General features: G+C 57.3%; 25 protein-coding genes and 1 tRNA gene. 15 read left to right on the top strand and 11 right to left on the bottom strand.

What is annotated here, in order from left to right:
- Positions 1-246: 246 nt before the first annotated feature.
- On the bottom strand, positions 247-2,100 hold the full coding sequence (locus AC07W7_RS00540; RefSeq protein WP_076964636.1) for a sigma-54-dependent Fis family transcriptional regulator: 1,854 nt from the start codon (positions 2,098-2,100) through the stop codon (positions 247-249).
- A 314-nt stretch (positions 2,101-2,414) separates the two neighbouring features.
- Here AC07W7_RS00540 and pchA point away from each other — a divergent pair, with 314 nt between their 5' ends.
- From pchA to AC07W7_RS00520, 4 genes are read left to right on the top strand one after another with little or no spacing between them, the layout of a single operon-like run.
- Complete coding sequence (gene pchA, locus AC07W7_RS00535; RefSeq protein ID WP_495038393.1) at positions 2,415-3,890, top strand: 4-hydroxybenzaldehyde dehydrogenase; 1,476 nt, start codon at positions 2,415-2,417, stop codon at positions 3,888-3,890.
- A gap of 53 nt (positions 3,891-3,943) precedes the next feature.
- A complete protein-coding gene (locus tag AC07W7_RS00530) occupies positions 3,944-4,279 on the top strand; it encodes a c-type cytochrome (protein ID WP_099168929.1) in 336 nt (111 codons plus the stop codon).
- Between the two features lie 10 nt (positions 4,280-4,289).
- A complete protein-coding gene (locus tag AC07W7_RS00525) occupies positions 4,290-4,982 on the top strand; it encodes a hypothetical protein (protein WP_495038392.1) in 693 nt (230 codons plus the stop codon).
- A 13-nt stretch (positions 4,983-4,995) separates the two neighbouring features.
- Positions 4,996-6,564, top strand: coding sequence for an FAD-binding oxidoreductase (locus AC07W7_RS00520; protein WP_076964632.1), 1,569 nt, complete (start codon positions 4,996-4,998; stop codon positions 6,562-6,564).
- A gap of 423 nt (positions 6,565-6,987) precedes the next feature.
- Here the strand turns inward: AC07W7_RS00520 and AC07W7_RS00515 are convergent, their stop codons facing one another.
- Positions 6,988-7,977, bottom strand: coding sequence for an AraC family transcriptional regulator (locus tag AC07W7_RS00515; RefSeq protein ID WP_495038391.1), 990 nt, complete (start codon positions 7,975-7,977; stop codon positions 6,988-6,990).
- A 685-nt stretch (positions 7,978-8,662) separates the two neighbouring features.
- On the opposite strand from AC07W7_RS00515, the gene AC07W7_RS00510 reads away from it, so the two are divergent.
- Positions 8,663-9,526, top strand: coding sequence for an alpha/beta hydrolase (locus AC07W7_RS00510; protein ID WP_099168932.1), 864 nt, complete (start codon positions 8,663-8,665; stop codon positions 9,524-9,526).
- A 640-nt stretch (positions 9,527-10,166) separates the two neighbouring features.
- Here the strand turns inward: AC07W7_RS00510 and AC07W7_RS00505 are convergent.
- The 3 genes from AC07W7_RS00505 to AC07W7_RS00495 all read right to left on the bottom strand — a co-directional run bounded on the left by AC07W7_RS00505 (position 10,167) and on the right by AC07W7_RS00495 (position 13,450).
- Positions 10,167-11,600 carry an MFS transporter gene (locus tag AC07W7_RS00505; RefSeq protein ID WP_495038390.1) on the bottom strand — a complete coding sequence of 478 codons (1,434 nt, stop codon included), beginning with the start codon at positions 11,598-11,600 and terminating at the stop codon, positions 10,167-10,169.
- On the bottom strand, positions 11,597-12,679 hold the full coding sequence (locus tag AC07W7_RS00500) for an MBL fold metallo-hydrolase (RefSeq protein WP_197883168.1): 1,083 nt from the start codon (positions 12,677-12,679) through the stop codon (positions 11,597-11,599). The genes AC07W7_RS00505 and AC07W7_RS00500 overlap by 4 nt, the downstream gene beginning before the upstream one ends.
- Before the next feature lie 345 nt (positions 12,680-13,024).
- Complete coding sequence (locus tag AC07W7_RS00495; RefSeq protein WP_083743138.1) at positions 13,025-13,450, bottom strand: cupin domain-containing protein; 426 nt, start codon at positions 13,448-13,450, stop codon at positions 13,025-13,027.
- Between the two features lie 383 nt (positions 13,451-13,833).
- Between AC07W7_RS00495 and AC07W7_RS00490 the strand changes: the two genes are divergently transcribed.
- From AC07W7_RS00490 to AC07W7_RS00475, 4 genes are all read left to right on the top strand, one after another.
- Complete coding sequence (locus tag AC07W7_RS00490) at positions 13,834-14,214, top strand: YidH family protein (protein ID WP_076965271.1); 381 nt, start codon at positions 13,834-13,836, stop codon at positions 14,212-14,214.
- Between the two features lie 10 nt (positions 14,215-14,224).
- Positions 14,225-14,554, top strand: coding sequence for a DUF202 domain-containing protein (locus tag AC07W7_RS00485; protein WP_495038389.1), 330 nt, complete (start codon positions 14,225-14,227; stop codon positions 14,552-14,554).
- Positions 14,555-14,710: 156 nt separating this feature from the next.
- On the top strand, positions 14,711-14,866 hold the full coding sequence (locus AC07W7_RS00480) for an HAD family hydrolase (protein WP_495038388.1): 156 nt from the start codon (positions 14,711-14,713) through the stop codon (positions 14,864-14,866).
- Entirely contained in the window at positions 14,863-15,246 is a 384-nt protein-coding gene (locus AC07W7_RS00475; protein WP_495038387.1) for an HAD hydrolase-like protein, read from the top strand. The genes AC07W7_RS00480 and AC07W7_RS00475 overlap by 4 nt, the downstream gene beginning before the upstream one ends.
- Before the next feature lie 530 nt (positions 15,247-15,776).
- Here the strand turns inward: AC07W7_RS00475 and AC07W7_RS00470 are convergent.
- The 5 genes from AC07W7_RS00470 to AC07W7_RS00450 form a co-directional block, all read right to left on the bottom strand.
- Positions 15,777-15,852: transfer RNA gene (locus AC07W7_RS00470), tRNA-Gly, on the bottom strand.
- Between the two features lie 60 nt (positions 15,853-15,912).
- On the bottom strand, positions 15,913-16,473 hold the full coding sequence (gene pgsA, locus AC07W7_RS00465; RefSeq protein WP_029293776.1) for a CDP-diacylglycerol--glycerol-3-phosphate 3-phosphatidyltransferase: 561 nt from the start codon (positions 16,471-16,473) through the stop codon (positions 15,913-15,915).
- 32 nt (positions 16,474-16,505) lie between these two features.
- Positions 16,506-18,329, bottom strand: a complete 1,824-nt coding sequence (gene uvrC / locus AC07W7_RS00460; RefSeq protein ID WP_076965275.1) for an excinuclease ABC subunit UvrC — start codon at positions 18,327-18,329, stop codon at positions 16,506-16,508.
- Positions 18,330-18,345: 16 nt separating this feature from the next.
- Positions 18,346-18,987 carry a response regulator transcription factor GacA gene (gene gacA, locus AC07W7_RS00455; protein WP_029293774.1) on the bottom strand — a complete coding sequence of 214 codons (642 nt, stop codon included), beginning with the start codon at positions 18,985-18,987 and terminating at the stop codon, positions 18,346-18,348.
- Between the two features lie 151 nt (positions 18,988-19,138).
- Positions 19,139-19,504, bottom strand: a complete 366-nt coding sequence (locus AC07W7_RS00450; RefSeq protein WP_495038386.1) for a helix-turn-helix domain-containing protein — start codon at positions 19,502-19,504, stop codon at positions 19,139-19,141.
- An 81-nt stretch (positions 19,505-19,585) separates the two neighbouring features.
- On the opposite strand from AC07W7_RS00450, the gene AC07W7_RS00445 reads away from it, so the two are divergent.
- Complete coding sequence (locus AC07W7_RS00445) at positions 19,586-19,825, top strand: DNA-binding protein (protein ID WP_076964561.1); 240 nt, start codon at positions 19,586-19,588, stop codon at positions 19,823-19,825.
- 36 nt (positions 19,826-19,861) lie between these two features.
- On the opposite strand, the gene AC07W7_RS00440 is transcribed toward AC07W7_RS00445, so the two are convergent.
- The gene (locus tag AC07W7_RS00440; protein ID WP_495038385.1) at positions 19,862-20,311 is read right to left on the bottom strand and encodes a GNAT family N-acetyltransferase; all 450 of its coding nucleotides are present in this window, start codon (positions 20,309-20,311) and stop codon (positions 19,862-19,864) included.
- 644 nt (positions 20,312-20,955) lie between these two features.
- Here AC07W7_RS00440 and AC07W7_RS00435 point away from each other — a divergent pair.
- From AC07W7_RS00435 to AC07W7_RS00415, 5 genes are all read left to right on the top strand, one after another.
- Positions 20,956-22,026, top strand: coding sequence for a 3-deoxy-7-phosphoheptulonate synthase (locus AC07W7_RS00435; protein WP_495038384.1), 1,071 nt, complete (start codon positions 20,956-20,958; stop codon positions 22,024-22,026).
- Between the two features lie 81 nt (positions 22,027-22,107).
- On the top strand, positions 22,108-22,389 hold the full coding sequence (locus AC07W7_RS00430) for a peptidylprolyl isomerase (protein ID WP_032861429.1): 282 nt from the start codon (positions 22,108-22,110) through the stop codon (positions 22,387-22,389).
- Positions 22,390-22,524: 135 nt separating this feature from the next.
- Positions 22,525-24,384: an extracellular solute-binding protein gene (locus AC07W7_RS00425; RefSeq protein WP_495038383.1), complete on the top strand. Its 1,860-nt coding sequence runs from the start codon at positions 22,525-22,527 to the stop codon at positions 24,382-24,384.
- Positions 24,384-25,445: a microcin C ABC transporter permease YejB gene (locus AC07W7_RS00420; RefSeq protein ID WP_076964565.1), complete on the top strand. Its 1,062-nt coding sequence runs from the start codon at positions 24,384-24,386 to the stop codon at positions 25,443-25,445. Before AC07W7_RS00425 ends, AC07W7_RS00420 begins: the two co-directional genes overlap by 1 nt.
- Positions 25,445-26,467, top strand: coding sequence for an ABC transporter permease (locus AC07W7_RS00415; RefSeq protein ID WP_169864989.1), 1,023 nt, complete (start codon positions 25,445-25,447; stop codon positions 26,465-26,467). The genes AC07W7_RS00420 and AC07W7_RS00415 overlap by 1 nt, the downstream gene beginning before the upstream one ends.
- Positions 26,468-26,471: the final 4 nt, after the last annotated feature.

The raw sequence follows: 26,471 nt of genomic DNA, 5'->3' as shown, positions 1-26,471 counted from the left end.
TGAAAAAAGCTTATAAAAACTTTTATTACTCTCTTTCACTCAACGTCGCAATGGATAATCCTGTTGCTCGAAAGTTCCGAAAAATAGGGCTCTCGGCGGTTAAGCTTGGCGGTCTCGCCAGGCTGTAGCACTGGGCATCGAAAACTACGGTATGGGGATTCTGCCGCCACCGGGTACTTACAGGCAGTTGTTTGTCGTCAACTATCTGGCCGATACCGTAGTGCAGGCCGCTACAAGCGCTAGGCGCTAGCTCCCCTTGAGGCGATAGCTGACCTGCGCTCGACTCATGCCGAGCATCTGCGCTGCTGCCGTGATGTTACCGCCCGAGCGTTCCAGCGCCAGTCGCACCAGGCGCAGTTCGATCTCTTCCAGGGATATGTTCAACACCCGTTGGTGACCGGAAACAAAGGCCTGCAGACTCTCCAGCAACGGCTCTTGAAGGGGGCCTGCTCCCGAACCTTCGGTGGAGGTTGCGGCTGCCTGCACCTCGGCTGCGGGCTCATCCCGGCGCTGCACAGCAGAAAGGCGCCCTTCGGGGGTCAGGCCAATGGCCGTTGCCAGCAACGGCGCCCCCGCCTCGGCCAGGTGCACCATATCGATCACCTCGCCGTCACCGGCGGCAATCACACCGCGCTCGATCAGATTCTGTAGCTCACGGATATTGCCGGGAAACCGATACGTCAGCAGCGCGTTGACCAGCCGCGTACTGAACCGCGCCGGTCGACGCCCATGGCGCAGGCTGAAATGGCGTAGGAAGTAACTCATCAGCAACGGGATATCTTCGCGACGCTCGCGCAACGGCGGCAGGTGAATGGGGAACACATTCAATCGGTAGAACAGGTCTTCACGAAAACGCCCGGCCTCGACTTCGCGACGCAAGTCCAGGTTAGTCGCGGCAATGACCCGTACGTCCACGCGGATCGGAGCCGTGCCACCGACCCGCTCGATTTCACCTTCTTGCAAGGCACGCAGAATCTTGCTCTGCGCACCAAAGCTCAAGGTCGCAATCTCATCGAGGAACAGCGTCCCGCCATCGGCTCGCTCGAAACGCCCGGGGCGCGATCGTTCGGCGCCGGTAAAGGCACCACGCTCGACACCGAACAGTTCGGCCTCGACCAGGTTCTCAGGCAAGGTCGCGCAGTTGAGGGCCACCAGCGGCATCTGCTGTCGGGAACTGGCCTGATACAGGGTACGGGCGAATAATTCTTTACCGACCCCCGATTCCCCGGTCAACAACACCGTCGCCTGGGTTGGCGCGACGCGCTGCAGCAATTGACTGGCCGCGACGAACGCCGCCGAAATACCCACCAAGGGTATACCGTCGACGGGCTCTTCCAGTTCGGCGACGGTAGTTTCTATGCCCGAGGAGTAAGTGCTGCGACTGAGAAAATCCCCCGGGTCCAGATACGCCAGATCCACATCGATATCGTCCCACTGCTCGGCTGGCTTGCCGACGATGCGACAGGCTTTATGCCCCATCGACCGGCATTCCTCCTCACGAAAGACCACCAGGCGACCGAGCAGTGAAGAGGCGTAACCACTTGCATAACCGATCTCCATCCAGCAAGCCGGTTCACCTCCTAGGCCGTAGGCAGCAATATGTTCGTCGTCTTCCAGTGAGTTGTGCCAGAAAAACTCGGAGTAGAAATGACCGAGGCCCGAGTCGATCTCGAAGCGCACGACCTCGACATTGACCATACCTTCAAGCATGTGCAGTCGCGGTCCGGCGCTGTACAAGCTGGCGTGATCGCCTTCCGGCCATTGTTCGCTGACCTGGGTGGCGTCGCGCGCGCCTGCCTGCCAACCAATGCGCGTCAACTGGCCACGTGCCTTATCGAACCCCTGCGCGTCGATCAGCTCACGGCGGATCGCGCCGAAGGCCGAGCCTTGCATCAACATCACGCGCTGACCGCATAACCAGATGCTCCCGTCCTGTGGGGCGAAGGCCACGGTCTCGGCTAGTTGCTCGGCCGAAGGCAGACCACTGGCGCCGAACTGGCTGGCCCGGTCGACAATCAGGCGCTTTTGTCGGCCAAGCAGTTGCTTGAGAAACTCCTCATCTGCAGGGCGGCGATTCTTGTCAGGCGGGGGACGAGTCATAGGATCAATGAGCTGTTGGGAAGTAATTTTTTCAGTATGCCCGGACAACCCCCACGGTCAATCTGCCAATGATTGACCACAGGCCTTCTGACCCTCGTTCGTCCGATAAACGCACAAAAAAACATCAAGCGTCGAGCTTTCAACGGCCTGCGACATCCTCTGCATAAAATTCCGCACACGCTGTTTCAATATTTGTGTCCAGACGCGCTAAAAAAACATAACTATTTGATTTTATATAAATTAATTAATAAATCGAGTTTGGCACGATAGTTGTTATTACTAAGTCATGAGCACCCAATAAGAGAGACAACGCCATGACCGTTACTCGCCCTACCTATCAAAACCTTGAACTGCAACCTCTCGCCGGGAAATGGCGTGCCGGTAGCACCGATCGTCCGCTGGAGGTGTTCGACCCCTTCACCCAGACACGCTTGCTGCAAATCACCCAGGCCAATCGCGATGATCTCGATGAGGCTTACCGCAAGGCACAGGAAACCCAGGTCAATTGGGCAGCCCAAGGGCCGACCGCCCGGGCTCAGGTCCTGCTCAACGCGGTAAAGATCTTCGACGAGCGCCGTGAAGAAATCATTGGCTGGATCATTCGTGAGTCCGGCAGCACGCGCATCAAGGCGCAAATCGAATGGGGCTCCGCTCGCGCCATTACACTGGAGTCGGCGAGCCTGCCAAGCCGGGTGCACGGGCGCATTCTTGCCTCCAACATCCCTGGCAAGGAAAGCCGTGTCTACCGCACACCTCTGGGCGTGATCGGCGTGATTAGCCCGTGGAATTTCCCCCTGCACCTGACCGCCCGCTCCCTGGCACCGGCCCTGGCGCTGGGCAACGCGGTAGTGGTCAAGCCCGCCAGCGATACGCCTATCACCGGCGGCCTGTTGCTCGCGCGCATCTTCGAGGAAGCCGGATTGCCGTCGGGCGTGCTTAGTGTGGTGGTCGGTGCCGGCGCGGAAATTGGCGATGCCTTCGTCGAACACTCGGTCCCATCGTTCATTTCCTTTACCGGCTCGACCCAGGTTGGACGCTCCATCGGCCGCATCGCCAGTGGAGGTGAGCACCTCAAGCACATCGCCCTGGAGCTGGGCGGTAATAGTCCGTTCGTGGTCCTGGCCGATGCCGATGTCGAGCAGGCCGTCAGTGCCGCCGTGGTGGGTAAGTTCCTCCACCAGGGCCAGATCTGCATGGCAATCAACCGCATCATCGTCGAGCAACCGCTACTGGAAACCTTTACCCGGCGCTTCGTCGAGCGGGTCAAAGCCCTGCCTTACGGGGATCCGGATAAAGCGGAAACCGTGATCGGCCCGGTGATCAACAGCAAGCAATTGGCGGGCCTGCAAGCGAAGATCGCCACCGCCCGGGCCGAGGGCGCCAATCTGCTGGTGGGCGGGCAAGCCAAGGGGAACGTCCTGCCGCCGCATGTGTTTGGCGACGTCACCGCCAACATGGACATTGCGCGTGAAGAGATCTTCGGGCCGCTGGTGGGCATTCAATCCGCCCGCGATGCCGAGCACGCCCTGGAGCTGGCCAATTGTAGCGAATATGGACTGTCCAGCGCCGTCTTTACCTCCAGCCTGGAGCGCGGCGTGCAATTTGCGCAACGCATCCGCGCCGGCATGACCCACGTCAACGACATCCCGGTCAACGACGAACCCAACGCGCCGTTCGGCGGTGAGAAGAACTCCGGCCTTGGACGCTTCAATGGCGACTGGGCGATCGAGGAGTTCACCACCGACCATTGGATCACCCTGCAACACAGCCCCAGGCCGTATCCGTTCTGACCTGAACCATGGCGTCCATGAACCCACTTACCCATAAGAGAACGGAGTACGAAATGTCTTCACTCCTCAACCGCCCAGCGGTGAGATGGCCCCTCACTGTCTGCCTTGCCCTACCGATGACCCTGCTGGCGGGTAGCGTCTTTGCCGATGGTGACGGCGTCTGGAAAGGCGGCGAAAACGTCTATGCCAAAATGTGCGGCTACTGCCACGAAAACCAAGTCGGCCCGTCTATCAAGGGCCGCCAGCTGCCATCGCCCTACATCACCGCCATCGTGCGCAACGGTTTCCGTGCCATGCCGGCCTTCCCCGCTTCGTTCATCGATGACAATTCGCTGCAACAGGTAGCCGACTATATCTCCAAAACACCCGTTCCCGTGGCCAAGCCTTGAGGAGTCGGTAATGAATATTGAACGTCGTTTATTGCTCAAGGGAATGGCCTTGAGCGGCATGGCCGCAGCGCTGGTCAGCCGTTCGGGCCTGACCATGGCCAACGGTGCACTGGGCGTTCAGGCCCGGCCGGCGCTACCGACCCTGGCCCTAATGACTGGCGAGGTTGCCGCGTCGACCTTCCTCCAGGGCATCAACGCCAGCCCAACCGCTAGACAGGTCACGATGCAACGCGCCGACCTGAGCCTGGACTTCATCCTCGACCTGGAAAAACGCCTGGGCAGCACTCAACCGCAACGCATCATCGGCCTGGTGGACGATGCCAGTGCTGCCGTGATCATCGACCTAGCACGCAGTGCCGGCGCGCGCGTGCAGTGGCTGGGTCAGCATCGCGCCACGGCCAACGCCTCCCATCACCGTCTACTCAGTGCAAAGGCCGCCAGCGGCTGCGCCCCGCAGCTTGGCCTGAACCTGAACGCCTGCGGTACCCACTTCAGCCTTACTGAACAGCGCTTGCATGGCCAACACGCACCGTTGCAAGTCTCTGCGACGGCGCGCAACACCGCAGGTTCCGAGCAATGGGCGGCCACGCTGGGCTACACCCTCGCTGCACTGGGCACCGCCAATCTCGGTCAGGCGCCCCTGATCGCCAGCCGTGCCTCGCCGCTGACCGGTAATTTCGTTTCGTTCTCGATCGAAGCTTGAAGGAACTCTCCAGATGACTGAAAAAACCAACAACAAGCTACTGCCTCGTGGCGTCAACGCCGCCCACTTCGAGCAAGCCATCGCCAAGTTCCGCACCTTGCTCGGCGAAGACAACGTCCTGGTCAAGGACGATCAACTGATCCCCTACGCCAAGATCATGATGGCTGTGGACAACGCCGGGCACACACCTTCTGCTGCTATCACCGCAACCACCGTCGAGCAGGTGCAAGGCGTGGTGAAAATCTGCAATGAACACAAGATACCAGTGTGGACCATCTCTACCGGTCGCAACTTCGGTTACGGCTCCGCAGCACCCGGTCAGCGTGGCCAGATCATTCTCGACCTGAAAAAAATGAACAAGATCCTCCACGTCGATCCCCAGCTGTGTACCGCCCTGGTCGAGCCGGGGGTAACTTACCAGCAGCTTTACGACCACATCCAGGAACACAACTTGCCCTTGATGCTATCGTTCTCCGCGCCGTCGGCCATCGCCGGACCGCTGGGCAACACGATGGATCGCGGCGTGGGCTACACGCCTTACGGTGAGCATTTTATGATGCAGTGCGGCATGGAAGTGGTGCTGGCCAATGGCGACGTGTATCGCACTGGCATGGGCGGGGTTAAGGGCGACAACGCCTGGCAAGTCTTCAAGTGGGGCTATGGCCCGACTCTGGATGGAATGTTCACACAGGCGAACTATGGTATCTGCACCAAGATGGGCTTCTGGTTGATGCCCAAACCGCCGGTGTTCAAGCCGTTCGAGATCAAGTTCGAGAACGAGTCGGATATCGCCGAAATCGTCGAATTCATCCGCCCGCTGCGCATCGCCCAGGTCATCCCCAACTCGGTGGTGATCGCCGGCGTACTGTGGGAGGCCTCCACCTGCAATACCCGCCGCTCCGACTACACCCTTGAGCCCGGCGCGACCTCCGACGCGATCCTCAAGCAGATCCAGATAGACAAGAACCTCGGCGCCTGGAACGTCTACGCCGCACTTTACGGCACTCAGGAACAGGTCAACGTCAACTGGAACATCGTCAAGGGGGCACTCAAACAATTGGGCAAGGGTCGGCTCGTCACACAGGAAGAAGCCGGTGACACCCAGCCCTTCAAATACCGCGCCCAACTGATGTCGGGTGTACCAAACCTGCAGGAATTCGGCCTGTACAACTGGCGTGGCGGTGGTGGTTCCATGTGGTTCGCACCGGTCAGCCAGGCCCGAGGCAGCGAATGCGACAAACAGCAGGCGCTGGCCAAGAAGACGCTCAACAAACACGGCCTGGACTACGTCGGCGAGTTCATCGTCGGCTGGCGCGACATGCATCACGTCATCGACGTGCTGTACGACCGCACCAACCCCGAAGAGACCCAGCGCGCCAATGCCTGCTTTGCCGAATTGCTGGATGTATTCGAGCAGGAAGGCTATGCCGTGTACCGCGTCAACACCGCCTTCCAGGAGCGTGTGGCGCAGAGCTATGGTCCGGTCAAACGCAAGCTTGAACATGCCATCAAGCGTGCCCTGGACCCGCACAACATCCTGGCACCGGGCAAGTCGGGCATCGACCTCACCAACCCATTTTGATGATGCTTGATACCCCGTCAGGCCTGGCGGGGCTTTTTATCTTAGGATACGCAATGACTTACACACAGTTGCTCGCAACCAGTACCCTGCTGCTGGCTGCCTTCCTGACCCAGGCCCAAGGCGACGTAACCTAGGGTCGACATCCCGGGCCGAAAGCATGGGAAGTGATCGTCCAACTTGAAGGCAAGCTCACCGAGAAGAACATTCCCCGCCATATGATCGGGCGCGAAAAGCGTGTGGTGGCCACGGCCATCACTGCGGCGACATTCAAAAAATATCTCTGAGAATTGAACAAGGTTATTGATCTTGGATCAGGACCGCTATGAGGCTTATGCCAACCACGATCTTACCTAACGGCCATCACTCAGTGACTGCCTGTGCAACCGGTGGCGTGATCTACATAGATCACTGCAAGCAGGAGTTTCAATTGGTACGGTGCAACCTCAAGGTTTGCGAAGGCAACTCCCCAAAACGCTCTTTGTATTCCTTGGAAAAACGTCCAAACTGCTGAAAACCGTAATCCATAGCAATACTGGAAACTTTTTCAGAGGATCGCGCCTGGATCAGGCGTAATCGAACTTGATCGAATCGTAATTGACGAAAATATGCGATCGGTGTCATGCCGTAATACGTATGAAAATCACGATAAAGGCGCTCGCGGGAGACCCCCACAGCTCGCTCAAGATCCACGAGCGTCAGAGGGAGTTCCAAGGACTCATTAAACATAATTTCAAGTTGTGTCAGGTACTGCGGGCGCCCCGCTTGGCGCGCCAGCAATTCATCAAAATAGTTATGTCGTTGCGAGAACAAGAGGCTGGTGATCAAGCTGTTTTCAAAGTTGCTCCACACGTCTGGCAGATCGCATAAAGAGCTCTCAGCCAGCAGAATCTCTTGAAAATTTTCCACCAGCTGCCACCACTGCTGCATTGCACCATCCAAACTCACCTTTGGCTCGAAAAGTATCGGCTGCGAAATTTGCCGACCCAGCAGCTTTGATAACTTCACCTCCAGTGCCCTGCGCGCGAGCTTAACCATCTTTTTGCGGCATTTCTCGCCAATGGTCATGCGCAAGGACTGGTTGGGCGAGAGGATCACCCCTACTGAAGAATTGGAGACGAATGAACTACCCTGATGCTCAATACTTTGCTCTCCGTACAGAGGCAAGTTGACACTGTAGCTCTGCTCCAGATTTTCGATCTTGACACGTACCAAGGTCGAATATTCGATTATCCCAATAGCTGAATTGCCTATTATGGTCCCATAATGGCGAAAATCCAGTTCGCGGGGCCTGGGAACTTCAAGATCATGTGGCCCGTTGATATTCAACATCCACTGTACGGCTTGTGCGGGCGTGTTGAGAACTGTTGAAAACTGCTGACGAATTACATTGTTTTTATTTTGATGGTAAAACATAGCATTTCCTCGATAGCCACTTAGTGCGGCTTTTGCAGGCTAAACGCGTGAAACAGTGCCGCGTCCTTCTGATGTTTCGTACAGTGCTTCCTGCATTGCCAGATCACGGTAGCCAAACTAGCTCTGCATCTGATGCACGCGCAGCATCGCCCACCTTGGATAATTTCAAACTACCCCCATCCATAAAAATGGCTCCTTGAGTGGGGTAGTCACCGAGATCAGATTTTGCAAAAAAATAGAACTCAGTCCGCGAAGGTCTAACCTCTGCTCTTTTGGAGGAACCATTCAAGGCCACGCTATTTCGCTCGTGACCGCACGTCAAGCTCCATCAGTCTGTCATTCATCTTTATAAAAAAAATTGCTCACAGCCTGAGGAAATCCGCAAAACCGCATAGCAATTACGTTATAGCCGAATAGTACTGGGGCGGGGTCGGAGGTTTAATCAGTTCTTCCCCGAAGCGAGCAAGGGTCAGACTTCCATGAGCACCCAATCTATTGCCGAGTGGCAAGATTCTATCAGGGGCTGTCTGGACCTCCGTCCTTTGGCGATTTGGAACCTCCTGATGCGCCTCCCTTCAAGGCTTGGAGAAATCTACGAAAGTAGCGGCGCGTCAAAAGCACCGTACCTGCCTAGCCATCCCCGTACCAGGGATGGGCCAGAACACTAACCGCAAGAGCCTGCGCAATGCCGAAAAATACGCCTGAATATCAATACGTCACAGGGCAGTACCGCCCTGGTTTCACCACTCTTTTCGAACAGTATCAATTGGCAAACGACAGGGTGCTCCTGGAGCGCTCCTGGGATCTAGACGTCCGGTACGGCTTGCATCCGAGGCAGACCTTTGATCTGTGTTTCGCCAAAGGGCGTGCCAAAGCCAATCTGATCTATCTTCACGCCGGCTATTGGCAATCGCGGGATAAGGCACAGTTTCGCTTTATCGCCTCAGCCCTGACTGATCGCGGCTATAACGTAGCCCTGCTGAACTACCCACTTTGTCCTGAAGTGTCTGTCGCTCAAATAGTTGCCACACTAGGCCACGGCGTATTGTTCACCCGAACTGCACTTCCACTGAAGGAACAACTGCTGCCGCTTATCGTCGTAGGGCACTCAGCGGGAGGGCACCTTGCGGTTGAATTGGCAATAGCACAAGCAGCGCTTCATCAACGGCAGCAACCCATCTCAGCGATAGTGCCCATTAGCGGAATTTACAATTTAGAGCCGCTGATCGAGACCAGCCTAAATAAAAAATTGCTCCTAGATAGACGCCAAGCGCAGGCCTGCTCACCGCTGACCCGCGTGACCGGAAATCTGGTTCCAGCAGCCTTTGTAGTGGGTGGCGAAGAAACACCAGCGTTTCTGGAGCAGAATCGCACCATGATGTCTGCATGGAGCCTTACTGATAGCCCAGCAACTTGCCTGGAAGTTGCCGGGCGGGATCATTTCACTGTTTTGCAAGAATTTGAGAGCCCCTCCGGGACTCTACTCAAACTGATCGAAACCATATATCAAGCGGTTTGCCCTGCTATCGATTGTGTTACATGTAAGTGATGATCAAACGGTTCTCCTGATAATCCCCCGAGGCCAGATCTCTGTCGTAGCGGGTCTTGACGTAGATGTTCCGCCGCGCTCAAACCAACGCCTTTGGTAGGCCACTCTGCACTACGCAGCTGAGGAAGATATTACGCTCACTTTCGACGCTCTGATCAGGGTGCTGTGGCCCCGATCGATACAGATACCGCACCGGTCGATCTTTCATGAGGTCCGCCTTGGTAGAAGTCAACATGAACATCTCCATCGGGTCTGCGGCAGCGCCGATGGCTATCCAACTTTTCTGGAACACCGACGCGGGCCCTTCTACATGTGCAAAGCATAACGAGTGGAAGCAGATTCATCGCCCGTAAAAAGCCAGGCCATTAAGCCGCATTGTTATTTTTATGACCACTTGCTGAAAAAATAGAAAAGTCCCACACCCAACTATCGAGCTCGTCGCCCCCTGACACAAATCCTGCTCGCTTTACCGGATCAGTGGAAGGCGCGACCAGACAGGTAAGGCAAGTAATAAAAAAGTCCGCCGGCAATACGCATAAACCAAGGCAACCTCTGGCTTGCGTTGAACTCTGCCAGCGGCGGTTGGGAGTAATCACGAGACGGCGGATGGACGCCTGCCGCTGGCGTGTTCGCCGTGCCCTTAAGTAAAGTACTGCTGAAGCTTCTTCGCCGTCCGGTCGGGATTTAGACAGAAGATGCTGATAAGGCCTACTGTCACCAAGTAAAAACCAATGTAGTCGAAAGAAGCGTTCATCCCTTCGGCCAACCGTTTGCTCATTTCCAAGGTCTGTGGCCCGCCTTTGACCATTTGCACGTAACCTGCACGCTCCATCAACATACCGACCATAACCGGCGCCACGATGCCCCCTAGAGACGCAATGGCAGTCAGAGTCGCCATGACTGCACCACGTTGTTTGGAGGCGACGCAAAAGGCCACTGCCGTCGGAGCGAGGGGAAAGGTCATAGCCAGTCCTGCGGCAATAACCAGCAAGGAGACCGCAGCGTATCCCTCCAGGTGAGGAAGAATCAGGAAGCAGACCCCGGACAAGATCAAGACGAAACCGAACGATGCGCCCAATGACAAGTAAACCGATAGGCCGCATCTCATCATTACGCGAGACGTATAACCCAACACACCCAGAGTCAGTGCGCCGAACAACCACGGAAAGGTAGACACTAGCCCCACCATTTCGGGTGAAAGCGACACTACCGCACTCAAGTAACGGGGCGACCACGTTGTCAGGAAGCCCTGAGCCCAAAAGCAACCTGCACCGGCGAGTGTCGCGATGATGAACATACTGGAGGAAAAAACCCGAAAAATGGGGACGTGTTTAAGACTGTCCGATTTTTCGGCAATGCTGGCTCGATCCTTGGGAGATGCCTGGTGTTTCGCACCTTCTGCGCGGAGAGCGCCCTCCTGATGCTTACCCTTGATATGACTGTAGGGGCCTTCTTTGGCGATCACCAGCCATAATGTTGACCAAATCAAGCCGACGAGACCGAGGAAACCAAATGCCCAGCGCCAACCCCACTGCGGATGGGCAATGATATAGGCAAGGATTGGAGCTGCAAAAATCGGCCCTAAGGTAGAGCCTATCGCCACCAGAGTGCTAGGCAAACCGCGCTCCCTGGCTGGAAACCAGCCGTGTACATGGTGCAGGGTAATCGGCATCGCAGGCCCTTCGGCAGCACCAAGCACTATCCGGGTTACAAGCAATACTGCAGCGCCTCCACCAAGCAACATCGGAAACTGCAAGACCGACCAAAGCCCCCCCATGGTCAACAGAATCCATCGGGTCGGCACCTTAGCCGCAAGAAAGCCGACCCATATTGCGCTAACGGCGAAAAGAAAGAAAAACGCACTGCCGATAAAACCGAACTCACTCGCGGATAAACCGAGTTCACGCATGGCAGGCTCAGCAACCAATCCCAAAACGGCCTTATCGGCAAAGTTGATCATCTGAAAAATCACTAGCATCCCGGTGATAAGCCAGGCGCGGCGATTCATCTGCCCCGAAGCGAGCGCCGCCCGCAATGTGTGAGGCGGATAAGCAGTTTGAGTTAACTCCGTCATACGCACACCCCTACGTTTTCAGAGCTGTGCGAAACTTCGCTCAAGGATGCGGCGTTAATATTGCTACCTACGCGAAAGCTGTCGTTATCCTCTGCCGCAAAAACCTTACCGCTGAAGTCACGATGGGCGGCCCGGAGCATTTTTTCGATGTCAGCCGCGCCCGGCACATTGGGTACGATATGATGCAGAATCAATTGACTGACACCAGCCGCCTGGGCCACTTTTCCCACCTGCTCGTATGAAGTATGAGACTCCTCAAGGTGTACGGCGATTCCTTCGCGGGCAGGCCCTTCTGGAAAAGTGGCCAGGATCGCGTCCAGATCGATGACCTCATGCAGAAGCATGTCGGCACCTTTGGCCAGGCGGATGCAATTTTCCGAGTAAGTCGTGTCACCGGAAATCACTACCGATCCGTACTTACTGTCAATGCGGAAGCCAAAAGCTGGGTAGCATAAACGGTGGTCCACCAGAATGGCCGAAACAACGACTTGCGCGTCTCGATAAACCACAAAAGGATCCATGACTGGATGACGGGCTAGCACGGGATCAGCCTTGGCTTCGGCCGGCACCTCAATGTCGTGGCCATAAACCCACTGATTGGGGCTGGAACGCCCTTCGTCGGCCATGCGAATGGCTACGTCAGACGCAAAAACCTTGTTGATCAACGCATCCACGATATCAGCAGTACCGACCATCGGGTGATCTCCACCACAGCAACCGGGCACGACAAGATGATCGCTATGAGTATGCAGGACGGGTACACGTGGCGGTTTAGCGGGTCCGTAGACGTGAATCGGTTGACTAAAGGACTCTCCCGGCACTTGCCAGCCGGTAAGCAGATACGAACCCAGATCATAAATATGATCAGAATGGTGATGGGTTATGAAAATCGCTCTTAATTGATCCCAAGTACAATGAGACCGGTAGTTACGAATACTGCCCATACCACAATCAAAAACGTATGAACATCCATCAACCACAACCGCAGTAGAGATACCTGCACGACTAGCTGAAACCACTGGCCCACCACCAGTGCCGAGAGTGTGAACAGTCATCCCAGAATGATTTACCTGGCTCATCCGACTACCTTTCTTGTTCTAGTTAATAAGAAAAATGGTTAATGCCAGATCAAATGTAATCCAAGAAACAACTTACCACTATGCAGTTTTCTCTTGTTCTTTATTCTTTTTCGCTTGCGACTTTATGATAAAGGCTACTTCAAGCCCTATGCGCAACAATCACGACCGCATTCCGGGCGGCGGAGACGGCCAGCATGAACGGTCAGAGCAAGAACTTTAAGCGCTCAAAAATAAGCTGACCGTTGCGAATTAATCTCTAATTTTAGGGATGAATAAATAAGGGAAATTCACACCGAACTTACTCTTCGACCACAGCCGCCGTCCCTGGGCGGCTGAGCCTGTAGATCATTCAAAGTTCGGGGCTGTACCTGGCTTCGAGAATACGATATTGCGCAGAGCTGACAGTCTTACCACTTCTTCGGGACTGGATTGATTGTGCAATTCATCGAAGAGGCTGGACAGGTCGTTACCCGGACTAACCCAGAACAGTCCACGAGCAGGTTTATCCGAATCGATGCGATACGCATGAGTCGAACCACGTTGCCAACAAACATAATCGCCAGGCTTGGCAGTCATCCACTCACCATCTTTATACAGTGCATACTCACCCTCCAGAACAAATACGTGCTCATCCTGTATCGGATGAGTATGCGGCGGTATAAAGCTGCCAGGAGGATCGTAGGTCAACCAAGCAAAACTACTCTGCTCATCTCCGCCGAGAATCGGCCAATAAGAAGTACCCAGCACATTCCAAACTTTACGGCCAATCATAGACTTTATTTCGTCAACACCGAAAGGTAGTGGCACGTTTCGGTCTGAGCGTATTATTCCTGACTCCATATTCCACACCTCACTCAAGTAAAATCCATACACCATGACCTTTCCGGGCAATCAGAGCGCCTACTGATAACTGCTCTTCGACAAGCACTCCGATGCCGTTCTTAATCAAGAAAGACATTAGACAAATCCCCTCAGCTCTTGCTATGCAGATATTTGATTAAAATTGTGCTTTTTTATTATGAAGCTACCAAAAATTGAATATGGTTTACCAAAATATGCTCTAGTTTCAAAAAAAAATTCGCTCAAAATGACAAGGCAGACGGTCTTCGACTGCACGACACGACCCACTGGAACCGAATGGAAGGTTTTTTGCCATGTTGCATCAAATCGATGAAAAATCCCTTAAAGTCAGGTTCCGTAGGGCTTTCGCACTTGCCGATGGATGCGAACCCGATCCTCGCTTCACGCTAGCCAATGAACGAACCTTCCTTGCCTGGATCCGTACGGCCATTGCGCTTCTGGCCAGCGGAATTGCACTGGATGCGCTCCCGCTAGATCTATTTGCCGGGCGTCTGCAAATGCTGCTGTCATATACACTCACTGGTATGGCGCTGCTAGTTAGCGTTAACGCAACCCTACGCTGGCTCAATGTGGAGCGCGCCCTACGTCGCCGCCAATCTCTTCCGTACCCAATCCTGGCACCAATACTGGGTTTATTCGGCCTGATAGTTTCAACCATACTGTTACTGCCTTGAGGCCACCTGCGTGTCGAGCTCTGCCACCCCTCCCCTACATGACGACCGGGGCCTACAGCCCGAACGCACTGCGCTGACCTGGGAACGCACCGTACTCTCTACTTTGGTACTTGGATGCACCGTATTTCGTCATCCCCTGGCCCGCGACATTCCCATGATGACGCTAATGCTTATGGCTCTGTGTATCGGCTCTATCTACTCATTATTAATCATCGACGGCTATCGCCAGTCAGCGCAGCACATACGTGGAGAAAGCTCAGCTCCACGGCTAGGCGAGGTGCTGATATTAGGGCTGGGCGTTGCAATGTTAAGTAGTGCAGCATTGTGGGGTATGTTGTAAAGGTCAACACTGGGGAGCTTCCCGCCAAGCTTGAACAACTGCCCCATGGCTTTGAGGCACAGGCTGAAACGATGGAGCAGTCGTCAATGAGTTTGAAACTACTGTCAGGCGTCAGCCCCTTTGAAGAAGCCCCCTTCGCTATCAGGAGGTCAACATGTGACTGATTCCACCATCATTATTTTCGATATGGACGGTACTGTCCTCGACTCGGCTCCCGGAATCCTTGAGAGTTTGACGTATGCCATCCGTCAAATGGGCCATGATTTTATTCCCGGCGCCGAGACGCAGAAGTTATTTGGCCCCCCCCAATGAACCAAATTGTCGCAGAACTTTTGGCGCCTTTCACAGACGATCGAGTCGACGAGTACGTCCACCTGTACCGCTCCCACTACAGGGAGCAAGGGCTCTACAAAAGCTTTCCGTACCCAGGCATCAGCAATGCGCTCAGTCATTTTTCGGACCGTCATTACTCGCTCTTTATTGCGACCTCGAAACGACAAGAGTTTGCTGAAAAAATGCTTACCTACAACGGATTGTTCAATGCTTTCCAGTCGATCTTCGGCACTTCGCCCGACGGTAACCTGGATGACAAGGCTGATCTGATGAAGACGCTGCTAGCATCCCTTGCGAAGCCCCCATCTAGCGTTTTCATGAGTGGCGACAAACGTGATGACTGCAGGCTGCGCAGCTAAATGCAATGATTCCGGTGGGTGCACTGTGGGGCTATGGGGCCGTCGATGAATTGAAAAACAGTGGGGCCCTGGCCGCCGATACACCCTGGGAATTACCCACCGTAGTTGACGGTCTGCTGCCCGCAGCTTGATAAGGAGCGACATGACCCCCACCGCCGCCAGCCCAGCAGTATCTAAAACGCCAGATTTTCCTGCCGCGGGCGGTCACGTTGAGCGCAAGCCCATCCGTGTCGCCCATCATGTAGTTTTCAGGCTTGCCGAACGGTCGTATCTCAGAGCGCCATAGCGAGCTCCTGAACAGAGTCAGGACCGGATGCTCGTCTCGCTATCCTAACTGCTCCAGCAAAAAACCGATTCAGTGCACATCCAAATCCAAAATCCTCATTCGGGACTTAAATCGGGACTTAAATCGGGACTTAAAGCACTGGATGGAGCTGGATTTCAGTGGTTCCTGCCGGAACGAAAAAAGGACCCGAAGGTCCTGATTTCAATCGCTTACAGAATTTAGTGGAACTCTGCAGCGCAATATTTGGAGCGGGAAACGAGACTCGAACTCGCGACCCCGACCTTGGCAAGGTCGTGCTCTACCAACTGAGCTATTCCCGCTTGGTGATGCGCATTCTATAGAATCCTCAGCACCCGTCAACCCCTTGATTCAAAAAAGTTTTATTTCTTTTCCACGGTCGTGCGCAGATGGGGCCAGGCGGCGCGCAGGTATTGCAGCATGGACCACAGGGTCAGGCCGGCGGCGATCAGCAGCAAGGCGTAGCCCAGCAGCACCCAGAAAGTGAAGTTAGACGGGTTGGCCAGCAGGATGACCAGCGCCAGCATCTGCGCGGCGGTTTTCCATTTGCCCATGTTGGACACGGCCACATGGGCGCGTGCGCCGATTTCGGCCATCCATTCGCGCAGGGCCGAGACGACGATCTCGCGACCGATGATCACGGCGGCCGGCAGGGTCAGCCACAGGTTGCCGTGCTCTTGCACCAACAACACCAGTGCCACGGCGACCATCAGTTTGTCGGCCACAGGGTCGAGGAACGCGCCAAACGGCGTGCTCTGCTCCAGGCGTCGTGCCAGGTAACCATCCAGCCAGTCGGTTGCGGCCGCAAAAGCGAAGACCGAACTGGAGGCCATGTAGCTCCATTCATAGGGCAAGTAGAACAACAAAATGAAAATCGGAATGAGCAGGACGCGTAGAACGGTGATCAGATTAGGGATATTCATCGGCACAACTGGCTACGAGGTGAGAAGGCATTCTACTCGCTGTGTAGGTTTGCATAAATCAACTCAGCGAGCTTTTTACTGATTCCAGGGGCTTTGGCTATTTCTTCAATGCTGGCACGGGACAATTCCTGCAATCCGCCAAAATGTTTCAACAGTTCGCGCCGTCGCTTTGGCCCTACACCCGCCACCCCTTCCAGGGTGGAGGTACGCCGGGTTTTACCACGTCGGGCACGATGACCGGTAATGGCAAAACGATGGGCTTCGTCGCGAATCTGCTGAATCAGGTGCAATGCCGGTGAATCGCCCTTCAAGGTGAACTCATGGGCGGCATCATTCAAGTACAACGTTTCAAAACCGGCCTTGCGCGTCGCGCCCTTGGCCACGCCGAGCAGGATCAGGTCGGGCACCGCCAGTTCGTTGAGCACGTCACGGGCCATGGATAGCTGGCCCTTGCCGCCGTCCACCAGCAGGATATCCGGCAGCTTGCCCTCGCCGTCCTTGAGTTTGCTGAAGCGCCGGGTCAGGGCTTGGTGCATGGCGGCATAGTCGTCGCCCGGGGTGACACCTTCAATGTTATAGCGTCGATAATCGGACTTGATCGGGCCTTCCGGGCCGAAGACCACGCAGGACGCCACGGTCGCCTCGCCGCTGGAGTGACTGATGTCGTAGCACTCCAGGCGTTGCGGCGGCTCGTCAAGCTTGAGCACATCGGCCAGCGCGTCAAAGCGCGCGGCCACATGCTGGCGGTTGGCCAGGCGCGCGCTCAGGGCCTGTTCGGCGTTGGTCACCGCCAGTTGTTGCCAACGCGCCCGCGTGCCGCGCACCCGGTGGCTGATGTCCAGCTCGCGGCCGCGCAGGGCGTGGATCGCATCAATCAAGGCGGGGAAGTCTTCGTGCACCACGTTGACGATCAACTCACCCGGCAAGTCGCGCTCGGGGCTGCTGACGTAGTACTGGCCAAGGAACGCGGCCATGACCTCGGCCACCTCCTCCTCGATGCCCGTCTGGGGAAAGAAGTTCTTGCTGCCCAGCACCCGGCCGCCACGTACGCTGATCAGGTGCACGCAGGCCCCGCCCGGGTTGACGAAGGCCGCAATCACGTCGACGTCACCGGTGCCGCCCTCCATACTCTGCTGGTCCTGCACCCGCCGCAGCAGGGACACCTGGTCACGCAGTTCGGCGGCCCGCTCGAAGTCCAGGACACTGGCCGCCTGCTCCATGGCGCCGGACAGTTCGTCGGCCAGGGCATTGCTGCGCCCTTCGAGGAACATCACCGAGTGCCGCACGTCTTCGGCATATTCCTGGGGCTCGACCAGCCCGACACAGGGTGCCTTGCAACGCTTGATCTGGTATTGCAGGCATGGGCGGGTACGGTTCTTGTAGAAGCTGTCTTCGCACTGACGTACAAAAAAGGTCTTTTGCAGCAGGCTCAGGCTCTCGCGGATCGCTCCGGCGCTGGGGTAAGGGCCAAAATATTTGCCCTTGTGCTTCTTCGCCCCGCGATGGATGCTCAGGCGTGGGAAATCGCCGTCCGACAGAAACACGTACGGGTAGGATTTATCGTCACGCAGCAGAATATTGTAGGGCGGCCGCCATTCCTTGATCAGCGTCTGCTCAAGCAGCAACGCCTCGGTTTCATTGGCGGTGATGGTGGTTTCGACCTGGGCGATACGCCCCACCAGCGCGGCGGTCTTCGGCGCCAGGCCGGTCTTGCGAAAGTAACTGGCCAGGCGCTTCTTGAGGTTCTTGGCCTTGCCGACGTACAGCAGGCGCGCCTCGCTGTCGAACATGCGATACACGCCAGGCCGGCCACTGCAGGTCGCTAGAAATGCACTGGGATCAAACGCGGCGGTTATTTCAGTGGCTTGCATTTCAGGCGCTGGCGTCCACCATGCCGTGGCGAACCGCCAGCAAGGTCAATTCAACATCACTGCTGATGGACAGCTTCTCGAAGATTCGATAACGGTAGGTGTTCACGGTTTTCGGCGACAGGCAGAGCTTGTCGGAAATCGACTGGACCTTCTGGCAGCCGACAATCATCAAGGCGATCTGAATCTCGCGCTCGGACAAGGCATCAAACGGCGAGTCGCTGACCGGCTGAAACGACTTGATCGCCAACTGCTGGGCAATCTGCGGGCTGATGTAGCGCTGGCCGGCGAATACCAGGCGGATGGCCTGGACCATTTCTGCGAGGCCCGCACCTTTGGTCAAATAACCTGCCGCGCCCGCTTGAAGAAGCCTGGTAGGAAAAGGGTCTTCCTCACAGACAGTGACCACGACCACCTTGATATCTGGATGACTGCGCAACAACTTGCAGGTAGCGCCAAGACCGCCAATCCCCGGCATCTTGACGTCCATCAACACCACATCGGGCTTCAATTCACGCGCCTTGATCAGGGATTCCTCTCCCGACTCAGCCTGGCCGACCACTTGCAGGCCATCGATGTCAGCCAGCATTCGTGTAATGCCTGTACGAACGAGATCATGGTCATCGACTACTAGCACCCTAATCAAGCAGACACCTCGCGAAATGGTCTTATAGGTTGCTGAACACCTTAGCAAAAAACCAAGGCACAGACCTAGCTGAACGCGTCATATATATAGAGTTTCAATACACTACGAACGCCTGCCGAACGGCAGGCGGGGTTGTTTCCTGGGTAAAAGGTCAGGATTCCTTGGGGATCGGCCGGGATTTTCCATTCACCACAGAGGAATGCTCTGCCAGGGTGCTGGTCAGCCTGCGGATTGCGTCCTGGTCCTCTTTAAACATCGCCCGGTAGTTGCCCAGCACCTTTTCTTCGATCTGGCTCAGGTTGTCCAACTGGATAGGCGTTGGGCTGCCCGTCAAGACAAACAGGATATCGACGCCCTTCTCAGCGACCCGGGACAAATAATCGGCCTTTGGCGCGCGGCCACCGCTTTCATATTTGCCTTGTGCGTTTGCTTCCACGCCTCCTATTTCACCAAAAACCTTTTGCGACAAGCCAAGTCGCTCTCTTTCTTGCCTTAAGCGCGAACCAATTCCACTCATTTGGATGTATTATCCTTTCTGGTACACCCCAAGAGGTGACAATGTCATCTCGTTTTACACAAACTTGAACGGTTTTGAACTATGCCCGGAATTCGTACCGCTGCACAAGCCAAAGCCTGGCTGGAACATCAAGGCAAATCGGTCCAGGCATTCGCCAGGGAACATGGCGTGGACCCGGCAACCACCTATCAAGTGCTCGCTGGGCGCAAAAAGGGGCGGCGTGGAGAAGCCCATAAGGTGGCGGTCCTTTTGGGCATGAAAGAGGGGATCATCCTTAACGAGACACAAAGCCCAAGTAATGATCAGGAGATTGGCTCCTAAGGAGCAGTATGCACCGATTCAAGTCGAGCGCGAGGTTTACCGAGACGACTGCGCTGACAAACAAACAGACTCCATCTGCCAGAAACAGCCCTCCTCACCGACAATACTCAGCCCCTGGCGCTGATACAGCCTTTTTGCCGGGTTGGTCTTGAATACCGTCAATCGCAAATAATCCCGGCTTTCGGCCCGGGCCTTGGCGATCATCCGTTCCAACACCCAACTGCCCGCGCCCTGACGGCGAAAAGCGTCAAGCAGGTGCAGTTCGCGAATGTACAACGCCTTATCATCCCGGCTCAGGCTGACGAACCCTACCGGCCTGTTATCCTGGCAAATCAACCAGTTTTCCCGCCCGGCCCAGGCGGTATCGAAGCCTTTGTCAGACCACGTCAGATGGTATTGCTGATAGTAATGGCCCATGGCCTGATGCGTCAGGCTGCGTGCAAAGGCCAGGTGCTGATCCGATGCAGCCTTGAGGGTGAATGCCATAGCAGTGGGCTCCATTGCGTCACAGGTCGCATCCAGGCAATCATTGTGAGTATCCTCCAGCATATCGGGACATCCGCCATAGTGCTAAGCCCCTCCTCACGATAGAAATTACTGATTGAATCCACCTACAGGCCTCAGTTAAGCTCCCCCCCATCATTTGGAGAAACACCATGTTGCCACTCACCCTCATCCAGGCTCGCCCTACCGCCAACGCACAGCGTTCGGTCGTGGCTACCCGCGTGAACGGCTTGAGCGCACTGGTCAGCTTTTATTTTGGGTATTGGTTTAGCCACTGGCGCGCCTGATACCTGAAATCGGCGCCCACTACTCAAGGGGTCGCCTACCAGAGAAATCTAACCCCCGGTCGGCTCCCCGACCGGGGGTTTTGTTTTTTCAGCCCTGAACACTTTTTGCAACACACCGAACTTAAAGGAAACCACACCATGAACTTCACCACTTATTACCGTTACGACACCTGCACCGCCTGGCGATTTAGCAAGCTCCGTTCGGGACAGCCTGCCGCCTCCGATCGGTCACCTATTGGTGGCAAGCCAACACACACCGCCAATACGGCCAATTGTCGAACACCCCAGTAGGGCAGAGCGTGCGGGAACAGCCCGCCGCTTGCCCAGGAAGCAGAAATTATGAACTCGTCCATCGCCGCCCTGCCCGTTACCACCCTGTCCAGCGCCAATGAAGCGCTGACCCAGCGTTTGCCCAGCGCCCTTGAGCTCAAGCAGCAATTGCCCCTGAGCCCGTTCCTGAGCGAGCAAGTCAATGCTCATCGCCAGGCGATCCGCGCGATTCTCACGGGTGAAGACTCGCGCCTGCTGGTCATCGTCGGGCCCTGCTCGATCCATGACCCCGAATCCGCCATGGAATACGCACGCAATCTGAAGAAACTGGCCAATGACGTCAGCGACCAGATGCTGCTGGTGATCCGCGCCTACGTCGAAAAACCGCGCACCACCATCGGCTGGAAAGGCCTGGCCTACGACCCGCACCTGGATGGCAGCGACGACATGGCCGCCGGCCTCACCCTGTCACGGGAATTGATGCGTGAAATGCTGCGCCTGGGTTTGCCGGTCGCCACCGAGCTGCTGCAACCGATGGCCGCCGGCTACTTCGACGATATGCTCAGTTGGGTCGCCATTGGCGCGCGCACGACCGAGTCGCAGATCCACCGGGAAATGGCCAGCGGCCTGGGCATGCCCGTCGGCTTCAAGAACGGCACCGATGGCGGCGTGGCCATTGCCTGTGACGCCATGCGCTCGGCGGCCCACCCGCACCGCCACTTCGGCGTCGACAGCCAGGGGCATCCGGCGATCATCCAGACCCCGGGCAACGCCGATACCCACCTGGTATTGCGCGGCGGCCACCGTGGCCCGAACTACGACCGCCAGAGCGTGGCCCAGGTCAAGACCGACCTGGCCAAAAGCAAAGTGGCCACGCGGCTCATGGTCGATTGCAGCCACGCCAACAGCGGCAAGGACCCGATGCGCCAGCCGGCGGTGTTCAATGACGTGCTGGAGCAGCGCTTGCAGGGCGACACCTCGCTGATCGGCATGATGCTGGAGAGCCATCTGTTCGCAGGCTGCCAACCGCTCAGCCCGTCGATGCGCTACGGCGTTTCGGTGACCGACGGCTGCCTGGGCTGGGACGGCACCGAGCAGTTGCTGCGTGAAACGGCCGCACGCCTGCGCGATCACGCCTGATGTAAATCAGTGGAACTTTGCCGGGAAATAACCGCCTGAATCCGGTACGCTCACCTTTTTTAATTCAAGGAATTATCCACCATGGCCAAAGCCACCGCCCGTCACATCCTGGTTGCCACCGAAGACAAGTGCAACGAACTTAAAGCCCAGATCGAAGGCGGCGCTGATTTCGCAGAAATCGCCAAAGCCAACTCCAGCTGCCCATCGAGCCGTGATGGCGGCAACCTGGGTTCGTTCGGCCCTGGCCAGATGGTCAAGGAATTCGACACTGTCGTGTTCAGCGCCCCGGTCAACACCGTGCAAGGCCCGGTGAAAACCCAGTTCGGCTATCACCTGCTGGAAGTGACCAGCCGCCAGGACTGATCCACGTTTTTGCAAAACATAACGGCCCGCCTTTTGGTGGGCCGTTGTGTTTGCGCCCCAGCAGGGAGACTGGCGACCCGTGCGCGGTTAGGGTACAAGTCCCCTTCCTTCTTCACCCGGCGCTCAAGGCTGATAATGCGACTGGACTTCCTCACGTTGGTTGGCTCTACCCTGGCCCTGCTGCTGGCGAGTGCTGTCTCGTTCGCCGCCCCGCAACATGCACTGACCGTCTACGGCGAACCCGCCAAATACCCTGCCGGTTTCAGCCATTTCGACTATGTAAACCCCGACGCACCCAAGGGCGGCAGCCTCAAGCGCTCGGCCATTGAAGTCGGGCGCTTCGACCATGTGCTGCCGTATATCGACAAAGGCATCGGCGTCAGCCAAGTGGACGGTTGGGTGTACTCGCCCCTGGCCTACCGCTCGCTGGATGAGCCCTATACCGTCTACGGCCTGGTGGCGCAAAAGATGGAACGCGCCGAGGATGGCCTGTACCTGCGGTTTTTCCTCAACCCCAAGGCGCGGTTTGCCGACGGCACGCCCATCACCGCAGAGGATGTGCGCTACAGCTTCAACCTGCTGATGACCCAGGGCAGCCTGCGCTTTCGCACGCTGTTCGCCGACGTCAAGCACGTCGAGGTCGAAGGCCCGGGGCAAGTGCGTTTTGACTTCTCCAGCAATGAAAACCGCACCCTGCCCCTGGATGTCGCGACCCTGCCGGTGCTCCCCGAGCATTGGTGGAAGAGCCGCGACTTTGCCAATGGCGGCGGCTATGAAGCGCCCCTGGGCAGCGGCCCGTACAAGGTCAGCAAGATCAATGCCGGCAGCACCATCACCTTCCAGCGCGACCCCGACTGGTGGGGCAAGGACTTGCCCGTCAGCCGCGGCCTGTACAACTTCGATCACCTGAGCCTGGAATACTTTGGCGATACCGAAGTTGCACGCCAGGTCCTGCGCGGCGGCGCCTACGACTTCAACCGCGAATTCTCCGCCACCGGCTATTCCATCGGCTACAACGGCCCGGCCCTGGACGATGGCCGCCTGCAACGCGCGCACCTGGCCAAGCAAGCCCCGCAGCCGGCCCAGGGCTATGTGTTCAATATGCAAAAACCGATGTTCCAGGACCGCCGCGTGCGCCAGGCCCTGGCCATGCTCTGGGATTTCGAGTGGGCCAACCGGCAGATGATGCGCAACCTGTATATCCGCCAGCAAAGCTACTTTTCCAACAGCCCGCTGGCCGCCACCCAACTGCCCGACGCCCGGGAGCTGGCGATTCTCGAACCCTTGCGCGGGCAGATCCCCGACGAAGTCTTTACCCAGGTGTTCAAGGCGCCGACCACCGACGGCAGCGGCATGATCCGCGACAAACAGTTGCAAGCCCTGGCCCTGCTGGAAGACGCCGGCTGGACCCCCAAGGGCGACAAGCTGGTGAACGCTGCCGGCGAGCCCTTGGAGTTCACCTTCCTCAATGTGCAGAACGGCCTCGAACGCCTGCTGCTGCCCTATAAACGCAACCTGGCGCAGATCGGCATCACCCTCAACATCCGGCGCATCGACTCATCCCAGTACGTCAACCGCCTGATGACCCGGGACTACGACATGATCGTCACCGGCTTCCCGGTCACCACCTCGCCGGGCATGGAGCTGTACAACTACTTCGGCTCCTCGTCGGCGTTCGACCCGGGCGCCAACAACTACATCGTCCTGCAAAACCCGGCGGTAGACACCCTGGTCACCGGCCTGGTGCGCGCCACCACCCAGGCGCAGATGCTCAGCTACGCCCACGCCCTGGACCGGGTGTTGCAATGGAATTATTACTGGATCCCCAATTACTACCCACACGGCGCCTCGGCCGCGTGGTGGAACCGCTTCGGTCGCCCGGCCATCGAGGCCAGCAACGACGAGGCGCTGGAGTCGTGGTGGGAAGTCAGCCCGACGCCCCTGACCAATGAACAGATGAAAGCCGAACTGAGCCAGCCGCGAGGTGCCCGCTGATGTTTGCCTATATCGTGCGGCGTCTGCTGCTGATCATCCCGACCCTGGTGATCATCCTGCTGGTGAACTTTGTGATCGTCCAGGCCGCGCCCGGCGGGCCGGTGGAACAGGCCATCGCCCACTTGCAGGGCATTGGCGGCGGCAGCGTCGGCGGCTCGGCCGGCGACGGCGTCAGCAGTGGCTCGCGCGCCAGCCGTGGCCTGGACCCCAAGCTGATCAAGGACATCGAAAAACAATACGGCTTCGACAAATCCGCACCCGAACGCCTGTGGCTAATGCTCAAGAACTATGCCCGGCTGGATTTCGGCAACAGCTTCTTTCGCGGCGCCACGGTGACCGACCTGATCCTGGAAAAGATGCCGGTGACCCTTTCCCTCGGCCTCTGGGCCACCCTGATCACCTACCTGGTATCGATCCCCCTGGGGATCCGCAAGGCGGTGCGCCACGGTAGCAGTTTCGATGTGTGGAGCAGCACCGCCATTGTCATTGGCTACGCGATGCCGGCGTTCCTGTTTGCGATGTTTTTGATCGTGGTCTTTGCCGGCGGCACTACCCTGAACTGGTTCCCGGTGCGCGGCCTGGTGTCGGAGAACTTCGAGCAACTGGGCACGCTGGGCAAGATCGCCGATTATTTCTGGCACCTGGTGCTGCCGGTCAGCGCCCTGGTGATCGGTGGTTTCGCCACCTTGACCATCCTCACCAAAAACTCGTTCCTCAATGAAATCACCCGCCAATACGTAGTCACCGCCCGGGCCAAGGGCCTGAGCGAACGGCGCGTGCTCTACGGCCATGTGTTTCGCAACGCCATGCTGCTGGTGATCTCCGGGATCCCCCAGGCGTTTATCAGTGTGTTCTTCGCCGGCTCGCTGCTGATCGAGGTGATTTTCTCCCTCGACGGCCTGGGCCGCATGAGCTACGAAGCGGCGGTGTCGCGGGACTATCCGGTGGTCTTTGGCTCGCTGTTTATCTTCACCCTGTTCGGCCTCTTGATAAAACTGATCGGCGACCTCTGCTACACCCTGGTGGACCCGCGTATCGACTTCGCCGCGAGGAACGCCTGATGCTCAATCTGTCTCCCGTGGCCCGTCGCCGCTTCGAGCGCTTCAAGCAAAACCGCCGGGGCTGGTGGTCGCTGTGGCTGTTTATCGGCCTGTTTATCCTGACCCTGGGCGGCGAGTTGATCGCCAACGACAAGCCGCTGGTGCTCAGTTACCAGGACCAGTTGTACTTCCCGGTGTTCAAGCGCTACACCGAGCAGCAGTTCGGCGGGCAACTGCCGTTCCAGGCCGACTACCGCAGTGACTATGTGCAGCAACTGATCCACAAAGACGGCGGCTGGATGCTGTTCCCGCCGATCCCCTTCAGCGATGACACGCCCAACTACGAGCTGACCCGCCCTGCCCCCAGCCCGCCGTCCACGGTGAACTGGCTGGGCACCGATGACCAGTCCCGCGATGTGCTGGCGCGGGTGATCTTCGGCGCGCGGGTGTCGATCCTATTCGCCCTCGGCCTGACCCTGATCAGCGCCGTCATCGGCATTGCCGCCGGCGCCTTGCAGGGCTATTACGGCGGCTGGGTCGACCTGCTCGGCCAGCGCATCCTCGAAGTGTGGTCGGGGTTGCCGGTGCTGTACCTGCTGATCATTCTCTCGGGGTTTGTCGAACCGAACTTCTGGTGGCTGCTGGGGATCATGGCGCTGTTTTCCTGGCTGGCCCTGGTGGACGTGGTGCGCGCCGAGTTCCTGCGCGGGCGCAACCTGGAATACGTGAAGGCCGCGCGCGCCCTGGGCCTGGGGGACGGCAAGATCATCCGCCGGCATATCCTGCCCAATGCCATGACCGCCACCCTGAGCTACCTGCCCTTTATCCTGACCGGAGCGATTTCCACCCTCAGCGCCTTGGACTTCCTCGGTTTTGGCATGCCGGCGGGCAGCGCCTCCCTCGGTGAGTTGATCGCCCAGGGCAAGCAGAACCTGCAGGCGCCGTGGCTCGGGCTCACGGCTTTCTTCACCCTGGCGCTGATTCTGTCGCTGCTGGTATTTATCGGCGAGGCGTTGCGTGACGCCTTCGACCCACGATCATAAAGGG

It is taken from the genome of Pseudomonas sp. GW821-FHT01D09, from assembly GCF_059422465.1.
Note: the sequence above shows the minus strand (reverse complement) of the source record. Positions and strands in the feature narration are given on the sequence as shown.